The following is a 26,957-nucleotide window of genomic DNA, read 5'->3' on the forward strand; positions in this document are numbered from 1 at the left end:
TTTAGCTATTAGCGAATCAGGTTTATTACGCCTTTTCTTTCAGTCGCTGTACCATCCGTTAGTGTAAAGCGGCTTACATAGATGTATACACCTGATGGCAGCGCTTTACCTTTGTATGAGCCATCCCATCCCTGCTGTTGATTCATCGTTTCAAATACTTTTTCACCCCATTGGTTAAAGATGGTCAGGTGCATGGTTTTGATAATGTAGCCATACACGAGGAGCACATCGTTTTTACCATCGTTGTTTGGTGTGAAGGTGTTTGGAATGAATATGCCGTCTGGCAGTGTTTTACCGCCGGCAGGATCTGATACCTGTTCCTCACAGCCCAGTGCTTTCACGAGCAGTGTGTAGTCGGTTACCGGTTCCAGGCCGGTGAGCTCGTGGGTGAGTCCTTCAGGGCCGCTGGATGGATTTACCCAGGTGTTACCACCGTCGGCAGATACCATGTAACCGGTGGCATAAGGCACCGCATTCCATTTGAAGTGCATGAAGTGCACACCGATAGAATCTACTGTTACCACAGGTTTAGTAAGCGGAGGTGTTACTTTCACTACACCGCGTACCCTTGCACCGCCGGAACATCCCTGGCTGCTGCTTTCTACGAACACCATGGTGTCGGTAGTGATACCGGTAATCGTATAGCTGGTACCGGAGTGCAGCAACGTACCGCCTGCAGGCGCATCGTACCAGATGTACTGTGCGTTTGGCTGCGGATCTTTTACCTGGAAGGTAACATCGCTGCCTTCGCAGGTCATGATGGAATCCTGTACGAGCACAAATGGTTTCGGTTCAAACACCTCCACGTTTACGGTCGTATCACCGATACAGCCTTCTGCTGCTACAATGCTCAGTTTCACCTGTTTGGTACCTGGCGTTTTGAAATAGCGCGCAGTGTCCTGCCGTACTGCGGTGATGGTATCGCTGAACTCCCATTTCCATTTGGCGATGCCTACCCCGTTGCTGGTGGTGGCGCTGCCATTGAAGGTGGCCAGGTCGTTGATACAGTTGGTGTATTGGGTGGTAATTTCTACTACCGGCGCTGGTATAACCTTCACCGTTAGTACGCTTTCGAAGGTATTGTTACAGCTTTCGAAAGCCGGGTGTGTGATGCGGATAGGCACGTAATACATACCCGGTGTGCTGAAAATGTAGGTGGAATCCAGGACGTAGCGGTAGTAGGTTCTTCCATTTACGGAGATAGAATCCACCGGCACCGGATTTTTGGTCACTACATCTGCATGCGGCGTGAGGTTAGGCACTTCGCTGAGCTTCCATACAATTTCATTAGGCTTCACCTGGATGAGCATAGAGAAACGGAATGGCGTTCTGGCGCAGGTATAGTCGTTAGAAGTAGCTGCCGGATTATTTACGTTAGTATAAGCATTCAGGATGTTCAGGTTTTTCACCAGCGTACCGGCGTTATAACCGTAACTTTCTACTGAACCTTCCCCGTAAATAATAGCGGTGAATGCGGAGTCGGAAGTAACCGTGCTGGGCCCTGCCGTTGCACCCCAGCGTTTCATCACTACCGTGTATCCGGCAGCGTTAGGATGTGGATAGGTATGGTCGAATACATTAGAACCATCGATCAGCAGGGAACTTAAGCCTGCAGTCGGGATAATGACATTAAGATAGTTTACACGGATCGACTCTTTGGTATTGCGATAGAAGCCGATATTATTGATACCTTGTTCTACCGGGCTGATATATACCATTTCAGGGTCGCCGTCCAATGTGCTGGTACTGGTACATTCCCCACTGGAAGGCATATACTGTGCTACCATGATCGGCTGATCTGCCACAATTACATCGGCAGTACCGCTCTGGTATTCGTAATACAGGTTGTTTACCAATCCGGTGAGTCGTGTTCCATTCACGGTTACTACGGTGGCCGGATCTTTTACCACTACACGGTAGATGTTGGTCAGCAGGTTGTTAGCCGCTGTATTAGCCGCCATCGGGCTGGTGAGGTATTTACGTCCCCATGCCTGCGACGGGAAGTTTTGCTGGATCATATTATCTCCACCACCAAGGGTACCTACGCAGGACAGCCTTGTGCGGCTACTACCGGAGAATACAGCCATAGGATAACAATCTCCCGCACTGTTCTGCACAGAGCGTACATGGCTTCCTGTGAGATCATATCCTTCCAAACCGGATTTGATGGCACCGAGCACCTGGTATACCTCACCTTTCATGAGGGTAACCTTAAACGGTACGTTGGCTGGCCGGCCTTCCCGTGTAGGCGCTGACGGTGTAATTTCTACCGTTGTATTATCGTAGTGTGCCACCACGTAGAACCAGGAGAAACAGTCATCACCATAGTACTGCCGTGTTTGCAGGGTGGCATAGTCATAGCCATATGTACCTACCGGCAGCAACATGGTAGCACCGGAGGATGCACTACCGTAAATGTGCGCATATGCTTCAATAGGCACGTCACTTTCGATGCTGATCCCACGGTCGCTGAGGCCTTCATCCATCAGGCGGGCATCAAATGCGCCCATTTTAGGGATGATCTCAGAGGTGATAGCGGTATTAGCCGGTACCTGGTATAGTCTTTCATAAGAAGTACCGTTGATACGTACGGTTACATTAGCAGCCTGGCGTGCATTGAAGTACAGCACCATGTTCTGGCTGTTACTAGTACCAAAAAACTGGTGGTGGCCATATGCTACCCAGAACTTCGTACCCCTGTTGGAACTGTCGGATGGTTCCATGAACTGCCTGCCTGTTCCGGAGGTAAATTCCATACCGGTGAAGTAATCCATGTAATGCACGGTGCTGTCGGTGATCACATTTTTATTTGCATTCACCACGCTGAGGGAGTCTGTCCACCATGCTTTGGCGGTATCTGTCATCGCCAGCTTAATGTTCTTCTGGCTCTTGATAAAGCCCTGCCAGGAGTCCACATAGAACTGGTTGATCAGGAAATCATAGTTCGTAGCGTTTGGTGTAGCATCTACATCTGTATAAAAATACATGTAGGCACTATCCTTTGCATTAGGCGGTTTCACGCCGGAGTACCTGCGTATAGTCAGGTCCGTTGGTATGTTCACGCCTGGTTTCCAGGTGATTTTAGCAACGGTATCCGTACCAAACATCCAGGTTTGAGTAGTACCTGGCGCCGGTGCAGCCGGTGTGGCTGGCAGCACCGGAGGTATTACCTGCGGCACAAATTCGTAGGCACCCATATCCGGCACCCCTTCTGTAAGAACACCTGGGCGCGGGTTACCATTGATATCGGTTGTATTATCCGGCCCCTGTACGCCACGGCCATGGATGGCCCATACTTCCGGATTGTTTACATCCGGGCGCAGATCAGTTTTGCTGATAAACGCCGGCTTGTACACGATGCCGCTCAGCTCCTGCATCCTTGCCGTCTGGAAGGCTGGCAGGGTGGCGTAGTCCGCCGCAGGGGTGTTGTTGCGGATCAGCACCGGACCGTTGGTGTAAAGGTTGTTGTAGTCCGCAATGATGTAATCGCTGTTGTTGTAGTACACAGCGCGACCACTACTATCATGTGCGAAGATGTTATTTTTCACCTTCAGGTTACCATCGCTGGCATAGCCAAGGAAGTAGGCAGCGTAGTTGTCGGTAGCACTGCGGGAACTATTGAGGACGGAATTATTGTAGATATTGGTGTTATCGCAACCATCGCTGTAGAGGCCATAGGAGCTTGCTCCCAGCGTCTGTATATTGATCACGTTATTGGAGATATTACACTGGTCTCCTTCATCGGCCAGTAAACCAGTGATATCACCGGTATTTCCGCGCATCGTGATCTTATTGGCGGTAACATCTCCCTTACCTATAAAAATATCAGGACCAAAGAGATAGATGCCGTATACACGGGTAGCAATACCTGAAACATTGATGTTATTTCGGGCCAGTACCAGTGTGGAATCGGTATAGTAGTTATAGATACCATAACCGTTTGTACCCATGGCGTTGCCGGCAAATTCCACGGTGTTTTCCGCTACTACAGTATGGTAAGTATAAGCGGTATAGATACCATAGTCGTGACTGTTCTTCACGGTATTTTTTTCAACACGCAGGAATGGTCCCTGGTTGGTGGAAGTATTGAGCCAGTGTATACCGGAAGATCCGTTGGTGATGGTATTACTAACGAGGGTGTTATGTGCCCCGTACACGCCATCTCCAAAAATACCTGCTTTGGCATTGGTGGTATTATTGGCTACCGGCAGGTCGATGACCATATTGGCCAGGCTATCATAAGAAGCAGCTTTGGTAAATACAATCCCACGACTAAACGAATCGCTCAGCGGTTTTATGGTAATATTTTTCCAGGTGATATAGCTGGACGAATCCAGTAACACCCCATAGTTTTGTGCGGCAGTACCGGCAGCGGAAAGCGTCACGGTAGCAGCATTATAAGCTTTGCTGGTAAACGTTACGCGGCTGGTATCCGTAGCACCCGGCACCCTGCGGATGACTACCTGTTCATTATAAACCCCAGGTACTGCTTCGAAGGTAACGGCGCCGGCTATACCACATTCCAGTTTCTGCGCTGCTGCAGTAAACGACTGGAAGTTAGTGGTGCTGGCAGGTTGCGAAGGATCGATGGAATATACTCCTTTCAGCAACGGATCATTCATGTTAGCCATCACCACGCTGGAATAAGCGGTATCAGTGCCTCCGCAAATGATCATGCAACGGAAATATTTCTTGGTGGTGAGCTCTGTAGACGCCAGTGTAACGTATTGTTTTGGCCCGATGGAATCCCAGGGCCCTGCAGCACTGATAGAGCGGTACCATTGGTACACCTGCTTACCACCTGTGCTGTTACCTGTTACGTTAAGGCTCAAACGGTTGCCCATACACAAAGGCGTATTGGGAGTAACTACCGCAGTGCCACCTACCACAGGGGTAATACAATCCGGCAGACTCACCTCGAAGGCGCCCATATCCGGTGATGTAGTACTTCTGTTAACGCCGCGTATATCGGCTGTTACGCCAACAGGTTTACCGCCATTGTCCATCGGAGATATCACCGGCTCAAAGTTACCATTGGCAGGATCCGCGAACACAGGGTCAATGTCAATAGAGTTACTATCCAGTTTAACAGCTGCACGCCAATTATTCAGCGTTGGGTATCCACTACCGGAATAACCGATATTTGCGGTACCTGCGCTTTTCACATAAATCAGGTTATAATCTGATTTTACCACATTCACTGTACTGAAATACAGGCCATGACGAGTTCCTGTACCGGCCCTTGATATTTTGAAAATATTATTTTCTACCAATACATCGTTGACAGCACCGGTATGATAAAATCCATAAATCGTAGAAGTAGTTGCTGCATTATCATCGTATACAACGGTATTATGCTGCCATTGTACAAACGGAGAATTGCTGCTGTACAATCCGTAACCTGTACCACCGGTATTGCGATAGATCAGATTATTAATCACTTTTACAGGAACTGCGGCAGTACCATCTGTATAATATATGCGTATACCATAGGATGTAGAAGTACTGGTACCCGGGCCCGCAAACAGATCGTGCACACGGTTATTACTCACCACCACGGTGCCGGTTGAATTTTCAACAGAAATAGCTTCAGCCGTCGTACTGTTGGTGCGTGCAGGCCTGCTCAGGTCATTTTTATCAATCAGCACGCTGTTGTTGTTATTCACCAGGATACCATTGGAATACCAGTCGTTCACTTTGTTACCGGTGATGATATTATTGTTGCTCATGGCAGTACCATCACCATACACCACGATGGCATAGTAACCACCGGTCACGGTGTTATTCACTATTTTGATACCATCACTTTTTGCGTTGGTAGTGCCGGTAGGACTGGTTTCTGAACCACTCACCACAATACCGCAATAGTTACTGCTGGTAGCAGCAATATCCGTCAGGATGGTACAGCGGCTGATGGTAATGCTGTCCGCATTATTATACAGCTGAATACCATATCCATAGGTAGTTCCGCGGGCATCCACGATGAGGCTGTCGAAGGTAACGTGATCGATTCCACGTAGTTTGATGGTGGCCCTGTCCTCACTGGTTTGTCCGGTAAAGGAGATAGTATTGCCGTTACCGTTAAACGTGATCGTGCTGGTAGCAGATACGCCCGGAATAGAATCCAGGATCAGCTGTTCTGCATAAGGACCGGTGCCGGGTACTACATCAAATACCACAGACCCGGTGATACCGCATGCCATGGCTTCCTTAGCAGCGTTGAAGCTGATGAAGTTACTGGTGCTGGCAGGCTGCGATTTATCGATAAAGTAATGACCTGCAGCAAGGGCAGGATTCACGGTTACCAATACCGGTGTAGAATACGCGGTGTTACCGGAGCAGGTAACTGCCGCGCGGAACCAGGTGGTAGCCGTCATGGTTACAATTGTATCCGGATTAGTAAGGGCAGCACCCACATTGGTAAATGGCCCCGCAGCATCCGTGGCAGTTTGCCATTGGTAAGTCTGGGTATCGCCAATGGTATGGCCTTGTAATGAGAGCGACACCTTATTATTTACGCATACCGGAGTTTTATCTACCACGGCTTTACCAGGCGTTGGCGGCATAGCACAGGGTGGCGGTGTAAACTCAAATGCGCCAATATCAGGTGTGGTAGCGCTGCGTGGTACATCCATGATATCCACTGTTACCAGCGATAGCGGCGTACCCATATTATTGATGGAAGCATTGTTTGGTGTAAAGTCTCCATTCTGTATATCCCTGAACATAGGATTGGTCACATAGGAGCTGGTATCCATGCCAGAGGCGGTCTGCCAGTCGAGCAGCAGTGATTTTGCAGCCCCCCAGTAACCTACATAGTTATTCCCATCGGTGGCACCATTGTAATAGATGTTGTTATTACCGGTAGCAAGACTGGTAGTAGTATTAAAGTAGATACCATACTTGTTACCTCCCCCGCTCCTGGTAACAGATACGAGGTTGTTGAAAAACTGGTTACCATCTGATTTGGTACCTGTGTAAATACCGAAATGGTTATACGTAGTGGTAGCGGTAGAAGCGCCGTCAATTGAAATGGTATTGTGGTAATACCAGTTGTTGTGCGCATCGCTGATGTAAATACCGTATGCACTTCCTGTACCACTGAATTTATAAATCAGGTTATTGGAGATGGTATTTTCCAGTCCGGCATAGGTATCCAGGTTGGTAAAATATATACCATATGCGGATGAGGTGCTGGTAGGATTGGCTCCAAAAGGATTGCTGATCCTGTTGGACGTAATCAAACAGCGTGTATTCATACCCGTGGCATAGATACCGTAAAACGTAGTAGTGACGCGGCGTACTGGTCTACTGATGATATTATCCTCCACAGTAAGCAGAGAGTTGCCATTGAAATAAATACCATATTGATAAAAATCCTGGAGCTTATTGTTTTTTATGTTAATGCCGAGGTTGGGAATAGTAGCACCGCCCATGGAGGTGATGCTGTAATATCCGCCAAAGATGGTGTTATTAATGATGTTCAGGCTATCGACAGAATTATCGCCGGTAGTGGTGGCAGATGTATTAGAAGTGGAGAGCACGATACCTGCGTAGTTAGAAGCAGTACCGGCAGTATCCAGCACCAGCGTACAGCCGTTGATGGTATTGTTATCTGCATTATTTTGAAGATGGAAGCCCCATCCGTAGGTGGTGCCTGTACCAATGATGGTTTTCAGTACCAGGTCTTTGAAAGTAAAATAGTCTGCATTATCCAGTTTTATGATGGCACGGCTGGCTGAAGTACAGGCAAACGCCAGTGTATCACTGCCATGACCGTAAAAGGTGATCGTATTAGTAGCAGAAGCGCCGGGAACAGGTGTGAACAACAGCTGTTCGTTGTAGGTACCGCTTCCGGCAATCACTTCAAATCTAACAGGGCCGTTGATACCACATTTAATGTAGTTGTAGGCATCGTTGAAGGATTGGAAGTTACGTCCACCGGCGGGTGCGTTTTTGTTGATGGTATAATCGCCCATTACCTGTGTTGGGGTGCTTACCTGCACTGCGGTGGAGGTAGCGCTGAGACCGGAGGCATCGCAGGTTACCACACAGCGGTAGCTGCTGGTTACTGCTTGCGTGGTGTTGATGGTGGATAGCGTATCATTGGACATATTCGTCCAGTTGGTACCGTCCGTAGAACTTTGCCATTGGTATTTGATACCGGTAGCTACCGTACTACCGCTCACGCTAAGACTAAAGCCGGTGGCTCCACAGGTGCTGGAAACACTGGCAGTGGCGGTACCTGCGGCAGGTGCGCCGGTACATGACGCAGCTGGCGTCCAGGAGAAGGTCACATCCGGCCGGGTAGTCATCGTACCGTTATTGGTGGTAGTAGCGGTGGCACATACATTCTCCTCGTTATCTGCCCGGTAAGTATGGTTCGCATTGAATGGCAGGCCGGTGGTCCATCCCACTACAGGGTTGTTTGTGTAAGTAGTACCAGGAGATAATACACTCTCACCGTTACATATTTCCAGTACTACGTTATCCGTACCGTTCCAGAAAAAACCGGATGGAAACGTGAAGTTATTCCAACCGGCTACAGGCGTGTAATCCGCGCCGGCGCGGCCCGTAAACGTGGTAGGCAGCCAGGAGGCATTGCTCAGTGTGGCCACACTGGTAGTTCCCATCTTTATGGAATAACCTTCGATGAGGCCGGCCGTTCCCATGGATATCACGAAGAACTTGACCCCACTGATATATCCAGCCTGCATTCCGGCAGCCTGTAGTTCCGAAGCCAGGAACAGGTACTGTGCTTTAGAGCCTTCATATCGGTCCTGCAAGGGACAGGGATACGTAGTAGCAGTATTACCCGTAGTGTTGTTCCCTATACGGATATCTACCTGCGCCGATAACCGGGGGGCTACCAGCAGCAGGAAGATGCTAAGGAGAGTTAAAGTAAATTTTTTCATTTCAGTTTGTTTGGGAATTCGCAATACAATTATCTGTACCAGGCTATCCAGGATTTACCTGTGGTAGCGCTGACCATGAAATAGATTTTTTCAGCAAACTTTACCAGGTAGTAGCCGCCCGGATCTGCAAACTTGGTGATGGTGCTGGCTACCGGCGTAAAAGGACTGGGGCGAGTTCCCAACTCACCATACACGGAGAAGTAGAGGAATCCGTTTGAGTCGAACCGCGGAGGACCATCAAAGCCCACCCCATAAGAATAGGTTAAGCCGGTGCCGGCAGCATTTACCACGATCCACGGCAGCAGATCAATACCCTCCTCATACTGCGGCCAGTAGCCGAAGGAGTAGAAGCGGGAAGTACTGCGTACCTTATAGGCATCCTCTACCCCATTGATATGCCAGCCGTTAAAAGTTTGCCAGTAGTCGCCCCCTTCCAGCGCTTCGTTGTACCATTTCCGTGGTGCGGCAGTATCTACCTGTAACGGCAGTACGGTTTCTGCAATCGTGGCGGACTTACCGTCTATATTGCAGCTGATGGTACCATTGTTCCAGGTGGCGCCGTCCAGTTTGGTGAAAGGCAGCTTCACTGTGTCGGAATAAGGATTGGCGAGGCCGATGCCGGTAGTGGTGTAGTAATAGTTGCTGGTAAATATTTTGTACTTACCTGCTTCCTGCCAGCCGATCAGCATACGGTGGCTGGCTACATCTACCTGGAGGTCGCATTTAGTTTCGCTGGAGGATAAGCGTGCAAAGAAGGTTTGCAGGGAACCGATTTGATCAAAGGTGCGCTGCACCTGCTGGGAGTAATGTGCGTCCTGATCCGCGCGGGTCGCCTTTACCATGTAGGCGGTGGTGTGATTGAAGCGGCCGCGCAGTTTCACGGTATCACCATACACGCCATCAAAGGCAAATTCAAAATCGGATTGCAGTCCGGCTCCATCTACCCCACCATTTACGCTACCATCCGGGTCACTCAGCTCGTGGAGGTAAGAGTAGGTATCAAACAACAGGCTGGGTTGCTGCAACGCTTTTAAGCGCCAGCTGCTCTCCTGCATCTGGTTGCTGCTTTCCAGGGAAAGGTCCGCAAACATCTGCACGCGGTTACTGTCGGTAAACTTCATGTAGAAATTATAGGCACCGCCCTGTAACGGGAATACCAGCGTATTCCAGCCGAATTCCGCGCTCATGAGAATGCGCTGATAGTTGTCCAGTGAGTCTTTGAGCCGCTTGTCGATCGACTCCGTAAACACCGGCTCCATTTCTTTCTTACAGGCAGAGAGGGCTATCATTCCTATCAACAGGCTGTATATAATTTTTTTCATCTGCTGCGATTTAGTAGAGTAATTTTTCGATTTCGGTTCTGGTACGTGCCTGCAGACTGTAGAAGTCGATGTCCCATACCTTATTGAAGTAGTTCACCACCATGGCTTCCTTGGCGCGGAGGTAAGCTTTGGCGGCCGCTTGTGGCGTACCGTTTACACTGCTGCCGGCCGGAATGCTGTTTACGATTTTTTCAAACCCAGCCTTGCCCTCTGTCAGCATGATCGCTATCATCTCCACAAAATCATCATCAAAACCACTCATGGCGTATGCTGTCACAAAGCCATCCCGGCGCGCTTCCGCGTCAGAAATATTATTCCAGTTGCCGGTATACAGCCCCGGGTTAATGCGTTTGTATTCTACAGGATACATGATGTTCTGATGGAGGATGTGGCCGAACTCATGTTCTATCACATGAAACATTTGTTTCACGGTGGATGAATCGGAATATTTATAGCCTGTCATTCCCTTGGTGCGGAACTCATTGAGCACGTACAACACTACCTTGCGGCCACCTTCGGCGGTTCCGAGGGTAATGGTACCATTGCTGTTCCAGCTGGCACTTCCGGAAAGGATGAGGAACTTAGGGCAGTATTTGATGAAGAAAAGGGAATCTGCTTCTGCGATATAGGTATTGATCCAAACCTTGCGGATGGCATCAATCACAGGAATAATTTTTTCTTCTTTTGGCGGTACCAGTGTTTTGTTTACCTCAAACTCAAACTGGTCCCATTTATATTTTACGGCGATGTTAAATGGTACGGTCAGGGAGTCGTACAGGTATTTATCCAGTGCACTGGCTTTCCAGGTGTCCCCACCGAGGCCCGGAATATCAGCCACCAGTTCCATATCATCATCTTTACTGCAGCTTATCAGGCAGCTAAATGAAAGTATCAGGAGAAGCCATTTGATTTTCAACATAGTCAAGAGATATTGGTTGATATAGAAATTATTTCCTTGGATTCAGATCGAGCCCGCTGTTGGCAACGGATTGCGGCAACTGGAAAGTGCATTGGTCATCACCGGGCCTGAGTACGAGATCGGCCCCATTGATGCGTGTATGCGTTACCGTCATACCATAGCGCAGCATATCAAACCAGCGCATACCTTCCTGCACATACTCTGCTCTTTTGAAACTGAGGATAGTTTGCAGGCTGGCGATCCGCTGATCGGTGGTGCCGTAGGCACTGAGGAGGCGGTTCATGGTGATGGCATGAGTGGTGGCACTGTAATTGGTGATGCGTTTGCTGGCAAACAGGTTGAGGTCTTTGAGCACCTCACTGTAATTTCCCAGCCAGGCGTTGGCTTCTAACCGGTTAAACATCACTTCCTCCGTAGTAAACAGCACGTTCATCACGTAAGGCTGGCCGATAGTGGCGTTCACGGAGTTCTTTACAAAGTATTCGGTGTTTTTAGGCACGAAGTAATCCTGGTTGCCGTAGTAGTATACCGGGTAAGCCCAGCGGCCGCCGGTAACGTTGTTGCCGAGTATTTCCACTTCTTTGGCAAACGACAGGTCGTAGCGGTAGCGGCCCATGTACCTGCCTGCGAGGGATTTGGTTTCCACGATGAGCAGGTTGGCATCTTCTGCCGCGTTGGCGTACAGGTCGCGGATCTGCGCGGGCGACATATTATTATACTTCGTGTTCCAGGGGCGCATATGCATACCCAGCTGGTCGCCGGGAAATGCCTGTGCTGCATAGTAGAGCACTTTCTGGTAATCTTTTTTAAAGAGATAGAAGCGCGTCGCAAAAGCATTTGCTGCCAGGCGGTTGAAGTGATAACGGTCAACGGTATACGCTTCGTCCTGTATCAGCGGCAGACCCGCCAGCAGGTCTTTTTCAATCATATCGTACACATAGGCTACCGTCTTTCTTTCATATTGTTTGTGCACCACTGTTTCAGGTTCGGTAACGTAGGGTATTCCCGGATTGCTGGCTGCGGTGGCCGGGTCATATATATGAGAGAAGAGATTGACCAGCATAAAATGTGCGTACGCCCTCGCTACGAGTGCCTCGCCTTTTTGTGCGGAATACAGCGCCGTATCTGTTGCTTCTGCGCAGGCTTTCAAGGCCTGGTTAGCCGCGGCGATGGCGCTGTAAGCGGCCGCCCAGTAAGCTTCAGGGGAATCTTCTTCAATGGATTGCACGTCCTGAAAAAGGTAGGTATCGCTGTTAGGGCGCTCCGACTGACCTATCCCTTTATCCGCCACGTTATCTGATTTCGACTCACACATCACGATGTAGCTGGATTGCGGATAGGCGGTGCCCAGGAGTTTGGATACTTTCTGCGGTGTATCGAGCGCCGTCCAGGTGCTGTCCGGCTGTTGTTCCAGGAACTTGGTGCAGCCGGTAGTGAGCAGTAATGCTGCTGCTACGGCTACGACTGTACGTTTATATATAGTAGGTTTCAGATTCATAATCATATTGTTTAGAGGCCTGCTTTAATGGAGAAGGTGAACTGTTTCTGGATAGGCTGTGCCACACCACCGGAGTTGAAGAATTCCGGGTCCTGGCCCTGCAGTTTCTTATCCGCGTAGATCAGCCATGGGTTGATGGCCGCACCGGTAAACGACAGGCTGTTAAACCCAATCCATTTAGCTTTGGCAGCAGGCAGGGCATAGGTGAGTGAAACTGTTTTGAGTCGCACGAAATCGCCGCTGGCTACCCGTTCTGTTGAATAGTTGTAGTTGTTATACGGATAGCTGCCCCAGATCATGCTCTGTTCAAAAACATCGAGGATGGAAGGGATCACGGTTTTACCTTCTTCTCCCGGCATGGCCCATCTGTTATAGAACTCTTTCGGCATAGCGTCCAGGTCGGAGTAAGCTGTTTTGAACGCTGGCGCCAGGCGGATTTTATTACCTGCCTGGTACGTCACAAATACATTTAAGGAGAGATTTTTATAGCGGAAGGTATTGGATACACCGCCCGTTACCGGAGGGTCTACCGGTCCCATATATACGAGGTGACCGGTTTTGAGGTCCTGCAGGTTTACGTTTTTGTCCAGGTCTCCCTTCTCGTTAATAAATTCAGGAACACCCTCGTAATGGGTCAGGTCTTCATATTTGAGGGAAAAAAGGCTTCGCACCGGGTAGCCTTCAATGTTACCTCCTTCTGCTACTACGAGGTCGAAGATGGCAGGAATGTTTTTAGCGTTGGTAATTTTGTTGGTGTTGTAACCGAAGGTGAGATTGGTTCTCCAGCTGAAGTCCTTTTTACGGATCGGTTCTCCGCCGATCATCACTTCCAGCCCTTTCGACTCCATATCCGCGTAGTTGGCGGCTTTATATAATTCGCCGCCAATACCGGATGTCTTGATTTTGCTGATGAGGTCGAAGCTCTTACGGGTGTATGCGTCGATGGCCCAGTTGATGCGGCCATTGAACAATCCTCCGTCGAGTCCGAGGTTGGTAGTATATAATTTTTCCCAGGTAAGGTCATCGTTTTGCAGGTGTGCCAGCTGAATCACGGATTCTACTTCTGTCAGGTGCGGCCGGCGTGTATTTACCGTTTGGAATACAATGTTTGAATTGGTGGCTGGGCCCATGCTGGCGGTGAGGCCATAGCTGGCGCGCAGGGTCAGGTAGTCCACATGGCGGAACTGTTGCATAAATGGTTCCTGTTCAATATTCCAGGACACGGCGCCGCTATAGGTAGGCAGCCAGCGGGCCTTACGGGAGATACCGAGCCTGTTGGAACCATCGTAGCGACCAGTAATAGTGGCGTTGTACTTGTGGTTATACGCGTAGGTGGCAGTGGCATAAAAGGCAGCGAAGCGGTCAAAATCGCGGCCCATGGTGTAGTAAGGAAAGTTGCTCTCGATGGTTTGCTTCAGTATCTTATAATCTACGAAAGGCACACCGCCATTGTCGTACTGGTAACCGTAGCCGGTGTTGGAAGCGGCCTGTCTGTCTGCCGCTTTCACCTGCTGCCCTACTAATACATTCAGTTGGTGTTTCGTGTTGAAGGTATCGCTGTAGTTCAGGCCATTTCTGAAATCGTAGTTAACCAGCTGATCTTCGGTGCGATTGTAAAAACCGCCGTAAGGTAGTACTACGACAGGTTCTGCGTCCGGGTTGTCAGGGTCGGTATATAAAAAACGGTTGTTGGCCGCGATGGTAGCGTTATCATTAGCGCGATAAGCGCCGGCCATGTTAGACCGTTCGGTGATATTATGTTCACGGCTGGATTTCACGTAGCGGATAGCGCCGGTGAATTCGTAGCGCAGGTTGTTGGTCAGCTGCCACGCGAGGTCGCCCTGCAGGCGCAGGTCCATCATATTCAGGTTGAGATAGTTGTTGCTCAGTTCATTGATAATGTTAAACGGTGCGTAGTTTCTTCTGAAATATTCCAGCTCACCATTTTCATCATAGGCGGTGAGGGTGCGGCTGGTGTTGAGAGAATAGCTGAACGGGTTGATATCGAAGTCGCGGTCGTACTTACCTTCCACCGGGTTGCTGCTGCGACTCAGCGCACCAGGTGCTTTCTGCTGGCGCACGGAGGCCAGCGTGGAAAAGTTAGTGGTAAGGCGGTTAGAGAGTTTATAGGTATTGCGATAATTAAGCGTATAGCGGTTTACTTTATCTGCCAGCGTCCAGCCGTTGTCGCTGTAATAGCTGGTAGAAAAGTAAGATTGTGATTTGTCGTTACCGGTAGAAATGCTCAGGGAATGTTCCTGTACGAAGTTGTTGCGAAAAAGGAGGTTGAACCAGTCCGTGTTGGCGTTGGCGTAGCGGAGCAGGAATTGCTTTCTGGCCTCCGGCGTGTTTTCCAGGGGAAATTCACCTTTATCATCTGCGTTGAGGCGTTCGTAGAGTTTTCCGAACACGCCGTTATCCGCACGGGAAAGGATATCCGAAGTGAGAATACCTTTTCTTTCGAGTTCGGCGAGGACTGACATTTGCTGTGCCGAGTTCATGATATTGAAATCGCCGTACTGTGGTTTCAGCTGCGTGCTGAAGTTGCCGCTGTAGGCAACGATTGGCCTACCGGATTTACCTTTTTTAGTAGTGATCACCACTACCCCGTTCATGGCGCGGGCGCCGTACAGCGCAGTAGCGGCGGCATCTTTCAGGATATCAAAGCTTTCGATATCATTGGAGTTGAGGCCGGCAACGGCGGAGCCGAGCAGTGTGGTAGGGTCGCCGCTGGAGAGCTGGTCGTTGCTGATGTTGACTACATCTTCCAGTACCACGCCGTCTACCACCCAGAGGGGTTTATTATCTCCATTGATAGAAGTAGCACCACGTACGCGCACTTTTGGCGCGGTACCGAAGGTGCCGGAAACGTTTTGGATGGCCACACCGGCTACACGGCCTTCGAGCATGCGGCTTACATCTGTTAACCCTTCGATTTTTACATCTTCCGCTTTGAGGCGGGTAGCGGCACCGGAAAATTTACTTTTATCGATGCTCTGAAAACCGGTCACGATGACTTCCTGTAAGTGTGTAGGCTTTTCTTTGAGTGTAATACTTTTCTCTGCAGTACCGAATTGCGACACTGGTATCTCCTCCGTTTTAAAGCCGGTAAAATTGATTACCAGTACTGCATCCGCAGGAACTTTTTTCAGTTCAAACTCACCTTTTTCGTTGGTGGTAGTTCCTTTGGAAGTGCCTTTGATGAGCACTGTTACACCGGGTAGGGCAATTTGTTTTACGTCAGTAACAATACCGCGTACGTCGGTTGTCCTGGGTTGAATCTGCCACAGGGAACCGGAGAGTTTTGCGGGAATATCTTTATTGTGATTATCTTTTCTGATCACAATACGATCATACATGACACTAAAGGATAGGGAGTATGGTGTGAGCAGTTTATGCAGCAGGACTCCTACCTTTTCATTGGTAGCTGTTACGGTTACTTTATTGGCATTGAGGGCATCGTTACTGGTATACACAAAGGATACTTCCGCGATGGAACTTATTTTTTCCAGTGCATCTTTCAGCAGCACATCGCGCAGCTGAATAGATATTTTTTTGTCGAGCAGGTCCTGGTTGGCAGCGTGTACCGACAAGCAAGGTATAAGCAGGATCAGGCAGAAAAGTATTTGCCGGAATTTCTTCAACATAATTCGGTTTTGATAGACATTATGGGTAATAGGTTCCCTATCCGGTTCCTGGCGGGAATCGGGCAATAGCGGGTCATCTGCTATGCAGTTAACTTTTTGTCAGATAAAACGGTAGGTTCTATCCGGTGGCGGAAGTAATAGTGTTCTTCGTAATCATGTTAGTCCTTATTTATAAACTGGTTGATAAATCTCATTAAGCGCCTAAACAACAATCTGACTAAACAACATATACATCCTCTTCCTGAGGGAGAAGAATAGGTTAAGATCTGTTGTGGGCAAAGTATTCCCGTCCGGAAAAACGTTGTGTTTTTTCCGGTATTAATATGGATAGCGTTAAAAAATTACTGTCGGTTACTCAAAACTCTGTTTGGAACAACGGCATGGCTAACGCATAGATTTTGGTTTGCTTCATTCGCAGGCTTCCCCTGTGATCATAAATCCTTTTCCGTTTTCCAGCTCATTTACTTTAGCATTTCTGAATGGTGCTGCAATCAGATCCAGCTGTTTGCGCAGGTCGTCATTGATGTTAAAGTTGCTAAAAATGGGACATTGTCTGATATTACGCGCATCTAAAGGCACATTATAGATACGTTCCAGATCGCGCAGCACCGTTACTACAGACTCGCCTTTATAGGTTAATACACCGGTACTTTTCCGGGCATAGAATCGGGCATCATCAGTTCCATCTATCAATTGTATTTCATTCGTCTGTGTATTCAGGACCAGCTCTTTGTTGGCGGTGAGTACTTCCGTTCTTGCGGAAGTTTTGTTACCGTTATGTGCATCTACCTGTACCTTTCCACTGATCACTACTACTTTTACTTCTTCGTTATCGCGTACGTCCATGTTAAAGGCAGTACCGAGTACTGTTGTTTTCAGGTATTTTGAGGAGATGGTAAAGGCCGCCTTAGCCGCGTGTTTCACGTTAAAATAGGCCTCTCCTTTCAGCGTCAGTTCCCGGGTATTGGTTCCGAAATTTTTCGGGTAACGGATGCTGGCGCCTTTCTCCAGCACAACGTCTGACCCGTCGGGGAGCGTAACAGTAGTACGTTCCTTGTCGGCGGATACGATCAGCATATTGCTGTTATTACGGAGCAGTATATACGCCGCTACACTGATCACGAGCAGTCCGATGGCTGCGGCGGCGATGCGGCGGGTATACAGCCGGAATACGCCACGGAAATTGTTATCGGTTATGCCTGCACGACGATGAATATTAGCCAGCATGGCAGCGGAGACTTTTTTATCCAGGGTGGACTTCATTTCAGTGAGTTCCAACTGAAAGTCTTCTGCTGCAACGGCCTGCAATTCTGAAAGGTCTTCCCCATCCAGGTAGGTTTTCATCCAGTTCCATTGTTCTGCGGACCAATTATCTGAATGCAGGAGCTGCTGTATATATGCTTTTCTGTTATTCACTATCGTGACGGTTTATATACTAAATACGCCCGTTTGAAAAAATGGAGGGGTCGAATCCCAACTTTTTTTAAAAAAATCACAGATATTTTATTTCCACATATGATCTTATCAGAACTGATCCGGTAAGTTGAGAAAGAACAGCAGGAGTAGTACGTATCGTTGTTCACCATTTCGCTGCATGTAATCGTTGAGTATAGACATGGCTGCAGACAAATGTTCTTTCACGGTATGGCGGGAAATATTGAGTTCTTCGGCTACTTCGGCATAGGTTTTTCCTTCCAGTTTGCATTTAGTAATAATGGTTTTTCTTCGAGGGGACAGTTGTTCAATTCCTTCCATCAATAGCTTGTATTGTGCTTCCTGTATCTGCAGGTTGTCGGTTCCTGCCGCTACGTCATCAGTCATGGCCATCAGGTCTTTTTGCAGCGCGTATTCGCGCACCCGCTTTCGGATGTGTGATACCGACAGGTTAAAGCTGATCACAAACAACCATCCACTGACGGGCTGGTCGGGTTTAAGATCATAGCGTTTTTCCCATAGGCGGCTGAACACTTCCTGCAGAATGTCCTGGGCAACAGTTTCTTCTTTCACGAACTTGAAAATATTGCGATATACCGCTTCATGATATTTCCAGTACAACCCGTCAAATGCAGGGACCTGACTGAGTTGTAATTGTTCGATTAATTCGGCATCGTTAATATTCATATCTCCTCTTTTATATGAATCATAGCGCGGAATATTTGTGGCATGTAAAGTCAGGTTCTTCAAATAACATCATAAGGTTTCATGGACCGTACTTTCGCTGTATAAAATAATAACAAAAAATTGTTATTTTATAAATATATTTATATTAATTATATTTACAACTTATTAGTTTTTGCTAATTAATTTAATGCTGTTAAAAAAATTAACAGTCGCGGTTGCTTTACAAACGGAAACCTGGTACCCGGGCGAATGTTACCTTCCCCAAATCTGCTTTATTTTACCACTATCAGATTCTGCTGTTGCTTTTTGGAGATATATAAACCAAAAAGTCCTTCAAATTCGTATTGCCGGCACCGTATTTTTTTTATTTTTCCCTTACTTTGCCCACCACAGCCTGCTTATGACTAAAGGATTTGTATTCGGAAAATTTTTGCCCTTCCATAAAGGCCACGAGGCCATGATAAGATACGCGCGCGTGGCCTGCGATCAACTGACCATACTGGTGTGTTGCAGCAACACGGAGTTAATATCTCCCGAAATAAGAAAAAGCTGGATCAGCTGCACGGTGGCCGATTTAACGGCAGTGGATATACGTATTTACAACTATAACGAAACGGAGTTGCCGAATACCTCGGTATCCTCGGAAAGTGTGTCTGCCGCCTGGGCGAAGGTATTCCGCTCACTCCTTCCGGAGGTGGACCTGCTGGTGACGTCGGAACCTTATGGGGAGTATGTTGCATCCTTTATGGGCATCCGGCATTTGCCGTTTAACCCGGCGCGTAGTGAGGTACCCGTAGCGGCCTCCATGATCCGGCGGGATCTGGCGGGATACTGGTCCTTTCTCCCCCCGGCGGTAAAAGCTACGCTGGCTTTGAAAGTAGTATTGCTCGGTACTGAATCCACCGGTAAATCCACGCTTACGGATAAACTGGCAAATTACTTTCATGGTACCGCCGTACAGGAAGCTGCCAGGGACATTATCCCTGATTCAAATGAGTTTACGGTAAAGGATCTGTATACAGTGGCAAATGCGCATGCCGCCCGCATTGATGCTGCAGTACAGGGGGATAGTCCGCTGGTATTTATTGATACGGACGTGTATATCACGATTTCTTACGGTATACATTTTTATGATACGCAGATAGCGGTTTCCCCTGAAATTTTTGACAGTAACCGGGCGGACTTATATCTCTATCTCAACAATGATGTGCCTTATTTCCAGGATGGCACGCGGCTGGAGCAGTCGGAGCGCGATGAACTGGACGCGGCACACCGGCGTGTTTTAGCATTGTACAATATTTTTTACAGAGAGATAAATGGAAGCTGGGAGGAGCGCCTGCAAGTGGCAATAGCGTTGGTAGCGGAGGCCTACGCACTTAAGCAAAAGACTTTCTTTGGGGAATAAACATCCCGGACATATCGTATGTCCGGGATGCCCGTATATTATTATTTGAACAGATCCAGGGTGAGGCCGGCTTCGAAACCGCCATCGGTATAGTTTTTATACCCACCGGATTGTTTGGTATACATTAAGTTGAGTCGCACTGCATCGAGCAGGTAAAAACCGGCCCCAACAGTATAGGTACCAGAGGTGTGATACAATCCCAATACATTGAGTTTCTGCTGGAGCAGTCCCAGGTTTACGCCCAGGTCTACAATACCATCATAGCCTTTGATGCTGCGGTAGCAGGCTTTCGGCTCAATGGAGCTGAACACGCTTTCCAGCTGGAATTTGTAGGATACACCAGAGAAGAATATCACCCCACCGTCGGCACCCACATAATCCTTATTGGAGAAAGTGGAGCGGATATTTGGCAGGGCTGCCTGGATGGTCCAGTGCTGATCCGTGTAGGCCATACCGTAGTCGGCCTCGAAGTAATCATCCCGGCGGTTAAACGCGTTGACGGACGGATCGTTCGGGTCACCGTTCACCTTGCTATAATCGATACGTTGGAAGTTCATTCCCAGCGACAAACCGAAATGGAGCATGTTTCCATTCTGGCTGAGCGGGAGGTGATACGCGTAGGTAAGTGCTACACGGGTGCGGTTGAGAAGGCCGGCCTGATCGTTCATGACATTGATACCACCACCGATACGGCTACCGATGTAACCATCTGCGGAAAAGAATTTAGTGGTAGGGGCACCATCGATGCCGTCCAGCTGGCGGCGGTAGGCGGCATTGAAGTGGAAACCTGTATCAATCCCAGCCATAGCGGGGTTTGCGAGATACTGATTTTGGAAATACTGTGTAGATGAGGGGTCCAGCAAAGCACCTGCTCTACTTAACGTCTGGGCTTGCACTTTGGCGGCAGACCCTAACAGCAACGATGCGAATGACAGCGAAACAAAAATCTTTTGGTAAAAATATTTCATTGGTTGTTTTTGGAGACCAGGAATAAAGCAAACATTACTTTCTGTGCGAAAGTAAGGAGGGCCATTCAAAAGATGTGGTAAAATTTGGGAATATAAAGTTAGAATTAATTTCTGGTTATTACCAAATTCTGTGACCAGTCGTGTTATTTTGAGCCAATCGTGTATTCATCAACGTATTGGGGTAGGAAAATGTTGATGAACTTATCTTGATTTTTTTACTTTTAATTTAGGTGGAAAACACGGTTGCATATTAGGAAAGGTTTGTAATCGCGCCTTTGGTGCCATTGGGAGGTGCGGCGCCCGGCTTTTCAGTCCATAGGCAACGAGGCCGGTTCCTGGAATGGGTACCGCGAGAGCGCAGCACGGCACATGATCAGCGCACTGGGAGAGGATTTCTTTGGCAGCTTTGGGGCGTTTGGAGTGGGATGCAGATAGTTTTTGCGATATAAGTGGATGCCTCCGGCATCCACTTATATCGATTTGATCAGGGCCGCAGGCCCTGATCAAATCGATATCTACCCTATTTCAGGGACAACAGGAAGCCGATGGTGAAGTTAGCATCCCAGTCGAACACGAAGGTATCGCAGCTGGTAGCGTCTTTGATGGCTTTATAGATGTTCAGACCACTTTTGATCTTAATTTTATCGGAGGAATACTGACCTGGCTCATTCAGCACGGTGAAGCGCTCTTCGCCATCACGGATTTCCTTGGCCAGTTCGAAAGGTACCCCACCAATGATGAAGCAGATTTCGCGCTTGGCGGCAGGTACTTTTTCTGCCAGGGCCTTGATGCTGGCGTATACGGCATCATCTTTCAGTTCTTTTTCGTAGTACTTGGCGCCGGGGCCTTCCACGGATTTGATGGCACCGCCTTCCATCCAGGAGATTTTCGTGTTACCGGAGCCGATATCCACTACATAGGAGTTTTCTTCGTAGGTAGGAGGCAGTACGCTTTTCAGCGCCAGTTTACCTTCCTGCTCAGCGGTTACCAGGTTTACGATATAGCCCATTTTTTTCAGCTCAGAGGCGATAACGGCGGTCTTAGGCTCTTTTTGTGCGCCGGAGCTGATAACGAAATGTACGTTTTTGGATTTCACCCCTTTATCGAACATGGCACCGATATAGTCTTTCAGACCCTGACGGATATCCGCAGTGGTGGCCATTCCTTCGTAAACGAATGACTTACCGAAATCTTTGGATACTATTTCCCAGTGCTTTTGTTTGTCTACGTTGATCACGAATGAGTTGAAGCCGGAGGCGCCTACCTCTACCACCCCTTTCATTTCACCATCCACTGGTTTTTCGGGCACGTAGTTGAAGGTACGGCGTTCAGCCGTGGCAGTTGTTTTGGACTTGGAGGAAGCTGATTTCTCTGTATCGCCCCATGATTTAGCAGCGGCGGTATCAGTTTCAGTTGCGGGCTTGCTACCTACAGCACCCAGCTTTCCACTTTCTGAGGCCCAGTATCCAATGCCGATGATAGGGAGAGCAATGATGAATACTTTGATTGGCCAACGGAGTCTGGCCCAGGTTGATTTTTCTTCCATTTTAAATTTGTATTTGTTTTTTTTCGGGTTAAATGTTGATTAGTCCATAATAGAGAATCCTTTGTCTACCTTGTCTTCCGGCTTCAGTTCATAGTAGGAATCAGCCATCTGGCTTACGTTCAGTACTTTCAGGTTTCTTTCATCTACCTTGCGGATAAACTCTTCCAGTTCACCCTGTGAAGGTGCGCCACCAACGGTGATGTTGTTGTTCTGGTCGAGGAAATCGAGATTAGAGCGGATGGAAGCGATGTTCTGGCTGATAGCTCCGGTAGCCGCGTTCATGGCCTCCTGGAATACCCAGCCATCTTTGATGTTGAATACTTCCGCCAGTCCTTCCGTGGCATTTTTCATTTTCTGAGTGGCTTCCAGTTTCTTGGAGATGATGGAGATACTGCTGTCGAGCGTGCTCACGTAGATGCGGGCCGCACTTTCGTTGTCTTTCAGTACTTCCAGCACTTTTGCGAACTGGTTGGCATATTGCACGTAGCTGCGAGCGTTTTGTTCTTCTGCCTCTCCTTCTTTACCCAGCAGGAAAGCCTTGGTACGGGTTTCTTTGGCATCACGGGCGAGAGCGTTTGCCTTTTCCATGTTGCTGGCGCCAGCTTCTGCTTTACTTTTTTCTTCGAGGGAGGCGGCTTCCTGTGTGAACCGTTTTGCCAGGCCATATTTTTCCTGGGCAGTTTTCTGAGAAGTTTCGCCGCTGGAAATCATTTCGATTCTGACACCATCCACGTTGGCGATTTTCGCCTTTACGCGTTTGAGGGTATCTCTGGCATCGCGGGATAACATCTGCAGTGTTTCGATCGGGTTGTTGCGGATAATCGCTTTTTCCCCTTTAAACAGCAGGGTGTTACCTAAGCGGTGCAGCACCTGTATAATCTTTGGTGCCAGCAGCAGCAGTACGATGAGTACAATACTGAAGATGACCAGCAGGATACTTTTAGCTGCATATTCCAGCATGAGCGGCAGGTATTTGAAGAATGCGAATGCACCACCAAGTACTAATGCCCAGAAGAAAACACTGGCTACTTTTTTCTTGGCTTCCGGTGTCTGCATCTGCTGTGGCAGATGATCTCCAAGGACCTGGAAAATTGGGAGCTGACTTTTTAATTCGGCAGGGATGTTTACCTGTTGCGGTTGATTTGCCATAGGGACATTTAAATTAAGTTACTTTCAATCAGTTGAAGTGCTTGCTGGATATCGTTGACTACCTCTGCTACAGCGGTGTTGCCTAATGCGATTTTAGCATCGATATCACGTAATTGCGGTTCGTACTTACTATTGATTTCTCTCAGACTTTTTTGTTTAATTTCTAATTGTTGACGCAGTTCATTCAATTTCCGTTCCAATTCCTGAATTTCATTACCCAGGTTGGCTTTTTCTCTTACCTGCTCCTGCTCTACTGCCTGCTTCTGTTGCTGTTTCTGAGCGGTTTCGCGATCGATAATATTTTTCAGTTCAGCAGCATAATGCTGACCTGACTGCAGGAGTTTTTGCTTATCGAGCGACTTATCGACATACTTGAGCGAGGTGTAGGCGGCCTTTAAATTGTTGCCATCTACTCCACCCATTTCGGCGGCGGCGTTCCATACTTCGAAGAAATCGACGCCCGGCTCGTTGAGTTTTTCGAGCATTTCCAGCACTTTGAGTTTCATCTGTTTCACTTCACTCACCGGCTGCTGTCCCGGTAATGGTGGCGGTGTAGCAGGCAACGGTGGGGGCACTGCCGCGGATGTAACAGGTGCTTTTTGTTGCGGGGCTACAGGCTGCGGGGCAGGTGATGGCGGGGGAACTGCATTCGGGTCGTCTTCGAAAATGAGCTTCTTTAAACTTTTCAAGATCCCGAAAGAATTCTTGTCTTTCTCCTCATTCATTTAGTACAAAATTAAAGTTGCTTAAAAATAGGAAATTATTCTGTGCACCCGCCAGCATTCTTGTTATTTAACAAGATGATGAGACTTACGGGAGGGGGTATACGAAATATGTGGCAACATGGAATGGCGTATTTTCCGGTATAGCCGCCTGGCAGGCGGCTATACCGGAAAATCTATATCGTATTCTTCGCGGTGAATATCCGCGAACTGGAAATCCGCTTGCATTGCAACAGGCTTACGCAGGAGATTGTATTGGAGACCGGTGCGCATAGCTGCCTGCCAGGCGGCTCTACGCTGCTAATCGGTAAGGTTCCCTGATAGGGAGGTTATTCGCTGATAATCTGTGTGGTGCATTGATTAGCAATGCGGAATCGCAGGTATTTAAACATCAGGTACACTTTAATTTAAAACCAAAGCCTGAAACTCATACAATAGCGGCGTAGAGCCGCCTGGCAGGCGGCTATGCGGGAAAATCTATATCGTATTCTTCGCGGTGAACATCCGCGAACTGGAAATCCGCTTGCATTGCAACAGGATTACGCAGGAGATTGTATTGGAGACCGGTGCGCATAGCCGCCATACCTGGCGGCTCTACGCTGTGAATCGGTAAGGTTCCCTGATAGGGACGTTATTCGCTGTTAATCTGTGTGGTGCATTGATTAGCAATACGGAATCGCAGGTATTTAAGTAACAGTAACAATTAAGCATATAGCCAAAGAGACAAACTCCCTGATAGGGTGATTATTCGCCGGGAATTTGTGTGGTGCACGGATTACCAATGCAGCATCGCAGGTATTTAAGCATCAGGTACACTTTAATTTAAAACCAAAGCCTGAAACGCACACAATAGCGGCGTAGAGCCGCCTGGCAGGCGGCTATTCGGGAAAATCTATATCGTATTCTTCGCGGTGAACAGCCACTAAACAGATATCAGCATCCATTGCAGTAGGATTGTGCAGGAGATTGTATTGGAGACCGGTGCGCATAGCCGCCTGCCAGGCGGCTCTACGCTGTTAATCGGTAAGGTTCCCTGATAGGGCGGTTATTCGCTGATAATTTGTATAGTGCACGGATTAGCAATGCAGCATCGCAGGTATTTAAGCAACGGTTACCCTTAAACATTAACCCAAACGGTAGCCACAGGTATTTTAGCAACGTTTAGCCGTTAATGTACTGGCGGGTAGCAACATGAAGCTACCCACCCATCATCCCCTTACGGGTTAATTTTCAGCGCCTCCGCCCAGGTTAGTTTTTTCGGATACCCCCACCCTGGCTTAGCCGGATCGCAGAAATCATGGTAACCTTTCATTGACTGGTAAAGCGCTGCTGTCATTGCTTTTACTTTGCCGGCATAAGCCTTGTTACCTGCCAGGTTATTCATTTCCAGGGGGTCTTTATGCAAGTCGAACAACTGTAAGGGGTGCTCCCCTTTTACATTATATATCACCAGCTTCATACTGTCGATAGTAATAGCGCGCTGTAAATTCGAGTAAGTGGTAAAAAGTTCTTTGCGCCCTTTGAAACTATTGGATGTAAATGCCTTTGCCAGTGAAATACCGGAAATACCGGCAGGTGCACGGAGCCCATTGAGTTCGCAAAGTGTAGGAAATACATCGTTGAGGTAGCAGTAGGCGCTCACTTGTTTGTTGGCAGGGATGCCCGGACCACTCCAGATGAGCGGTACACGCATGGAATGATCGTATAGATTCTGCTTGCCCAGCAGACCATGCTGCCCCACTGCCAGGCCATTATCGCCCGCCAGCACGATGATCGTATTTTCCAGCTGACCACTTTTCTCTAACGCCTGCAGTACCCTGCCTATTTCATGATCCACTTCTGTAATCATGGCGTAATACTTTGCAATCTCCTGCTTTACTTCACCAGGGTTCCTGGGGTGCGACAATAACATTTCATCACGCACGTTCATCTCTCCGTTGTCAAAAGGGTGCTGCGGGTAGAAGTTGGCTGGCAGTGAAATTTTGGCCGTATCATACATCGACAAAAATTCAGCTGGCGGCGTGCGGGGATCATGCGGCGCCGTAAATGCAACATACATCATCCAGGGCTTGGTATTGGCCGATTCCAGGAATTTAGCTGCAGCATCGGCATACATTACAGAAGAAAACTGTGCACCTTTGAAGCTATTCCTGTAAGCCCCCACAGGATCATAATGATTCAGCTTCGGCGTCAGATGGCCTCCCTCCTTTTCAGTATGCATACCGCCGAAAAAGATATTATCGCCATCTGCAAACGACCGGTTAAAGGAAGCATAATCACTATGCCACTTGCCAACGCCGTAAGTCTGATAACCCGCCTGGCCGAAAAGTTCCGGGAAAGTAGTATCCCCTGCCGGAATCACGCCGCCGTCCTGATGTACCTGAAACACATGGCGGCTGGTTAACAGCATTGCCCTGCTGGGGGCACATACCGCGCCTCCAAGGGACCCCATAATGTGCGCCTGCGTAAAAGTAGTTCCGCTACGCACCAGCCGGTCCATGTTTGGTGTAATAATCTCCTGGTTTCCTAAGGCATGAATGGTGCTGAATCGCTGGTCATCTGTCAGCAATACCAGCACATTGTAATGCTTTTTCTGCTGCTGCGCCAGTGCGGACAACTGTAAAACTGCCGCTACCATTGTCAGGGCTATACGTAATCGCTTCATAGTACACTGTTATGTTGCGAACATACATTTTCAGTGGTAATCCGAAAGATACTATTTTGGCTTTCCCTGATACTTTACGG

The 26,957-nt window shown here is 48.4% G+C and carries 13 protein-coding genes; 1 reads left to right on the forward strand and 12 read right to left on the reverse strand.

Annotation, left to right across the window (positions count from 1 at the left end):
• Nucleotides 1-8: 8 nt before the first annotated feature.
• The 7 genes from BUB18_RS28650 to BUB18_RS28680 all read right to left on the reverse strand — a co-directional run bounded on the left by BUB18_RS28650 (nucleotide 9) and on the right by BUB18_RS28680 (nucleotide 18,422).
• Nucleotides 9-8,915, reverse strand: coding sequence for a T9SS type B sorting domain-containing protein (locus BUB18_RS28650; protein WP_073087761.1), 8,907 nt, complete (start codon nucleotides 8,913-8,915; stop codon nucleotides 9-11).
• Between the two features lie 29 nt (nucleotides 8,916-8,944).
• Complete coding sequence (locus BUB18_RS28655) at nucleotides 8,945-10,237, reverse strand: DUF4302 domain-containing protein (protein WP_073087762.1); 1,293 nt, start codon at nucleotides 10,235-10,237, stop codon at nucleotides 8,945-8,947.
• Nucleotides 10,238-10,247: 10 nt separating this feature from the next.
• Complete coding sequence (locus BUB18_RS28660) at nucleotides 10,248-11,156, reverse strand: zinc-binding metallopeptidase (protein WP_073087763.1); 909 nt, start codon at nucleotides 11,154-11,156, stop codon at nucleotides 10,248-10,250.
• A gap of 28 nt (nucleotides 11,157-11,184) precedes the next feature.
• Nucleotides 11,185-12,654 (reverse strand): RagB/SusD family nutrient uptake outer membrane protein, encoded by a 1,470-nt coding sequence (locus BUB18_RS28665; protein ID WP_083550987.1) that lies wholly within the window; start codon nucleotides 12,652-12,654, stop codon nucleotides 11,185-11,187.
• An 11-nt stretch (nucleotides 12,655-12,665) separates the two neighbouring features.
• Entirely contained in the window at nucleotides 12,666-16,301 is a 3,636-nt protein-coding gene (locus tag BUB18_RS28670; protein WP_073087765.1) for a SusC/RagA family TonB-linked outer membrane protein, read from the reverse strand.
• Between the two features lie 408 nt (nucleotides 16,302-16,709).
• Complete coding sequence (locus BUB18_RS28675) at nucleotides 16,710-17,717, reverse strand: FecR family protein (protein ID WP_073087766.1); 1,008 nt, start codon at nucleotides 17,715-17,717, stop codon at nucleotides 16,710-16,712.
• 108 nt (nucleotides 17,718-17,825) lie between these two features.
• The gene (locus BUB18_RS28680) at nucleotides 17,826-18,422 is read right to left on the reverse strand and encodes an RNA polymerase sigma factor (protein WP_073087767.1); all 597 of its coding nucleotides are present in this window, start codon (nucleotides 18,420-18,422) and stop codon (nucleotides 17,826-17,828) included.
• A gap of 400 nt (nucleotides 18,423-18,822) precedes the next feature.
• Here BUB18_RS28680 and BUB18_RS28685 point away from each other — a divergent pair, with 400 nt between their 5' ends.
• The gene (locus tag BUB18_RS28685) at nucleotides 18,823-19,827 is read left to right on the forward strand and encodes an AAA family ATPase (protein ID WP_073087792.1); all 1,005 of its coding nucleotides are present in this window, start codon (nucleotides 18,823-18,825) and stop codon (nucleotides 19,825-19,827) included.
• A gap of 41 nt (nucleotides 19,828-19,868) precedes the next feature.
• Here BUB18_RS28685 and BUB18_RS28690 read toward each other — a convergent pair whose 3' ends face one another.
• The 5 genes from BUB18_RS28690 to BUB18_RS28710 all read right to left on the reverse strand — a co-directional run bounded on the left by BUB18_RS28690 (nucleotide 19,869) and on the right by BUB18_RS28710 (nucleotide 26,877).
• The gene (locus BUB18_RS28690) at nucleotides 19,869-20,795 is read right to left on the reverse strand and encodes a PorP/SprF family type IX secretion system membrane protein (protein ID WP_083550989.1); all 927 of its coding nucleotides are present in this window, start codon (nucleotides 20,793-20,795) and stop codon (nucleotides 19,869-19,871) included.
• 520 nt (nucleotides 20,796-21,315) lie between these two features.
• Complete coding sequence (locus BUB18_RS28695; RefSeq protein ID WP_073087768.1) at nucleotides 21,316-22,341, reverse strand: hypothetical protein; 1,026 nt, start codon at nucleotides 22,339-22,341, stop codon at nucleotides 21,316-21,318.
• Between the two features lie 39 nt (nucleotides 22,342-22,380).
• A complete protein-coding gene (locus BUB18_RS28700) occupies nucleotides 22,381-23,490 on the reverse strand; it encodes a hypothetical protein (protein ID WP_073087769.1) in 1,110 nt (369 codons plus the stop codon).
• Nucleotides 23,491-23,498: 8 nt separating this feature from the next.
• Complete coding sequence (locus BUB18_RS28705; RefSeq protein WP_073087770.1) at nucleotides 23,499-24,215, reverse strand: hypothetical protein; 717 nt, start codon at nucleotides 24,213-24,215, stop codon at nucleotides 23,499-23,501.
• A gap of 1,213 nt (nucleotides 24,216-25,428) precedes the next feature.
• The gene (locus BUB18_RS28710) at nucleotides 25,429-26,877 is read right to left on the reverse strand and encodes a sulfatase family protein (protein ID WP_083550991.1); all 1,449 of its coding nucleotides are present in this window, start codon (nucleotides 26,875-26,877) and stop codon (nucleotides 25,429-25,431) included.
• Nucleotides 26,878-26,957 lie beyond the last annotated feature (80 nt).

This window comes from Chitinophaga jiangningensis (genome assembly GCF_900142605.1).
Taxonomy (GTDB): Bacteria; Bacteroidota; Bacteroidia; order Chitinophagales; family Chitinophagaceae; genus Chitinophaga; species Chitinophaga jiangningensis.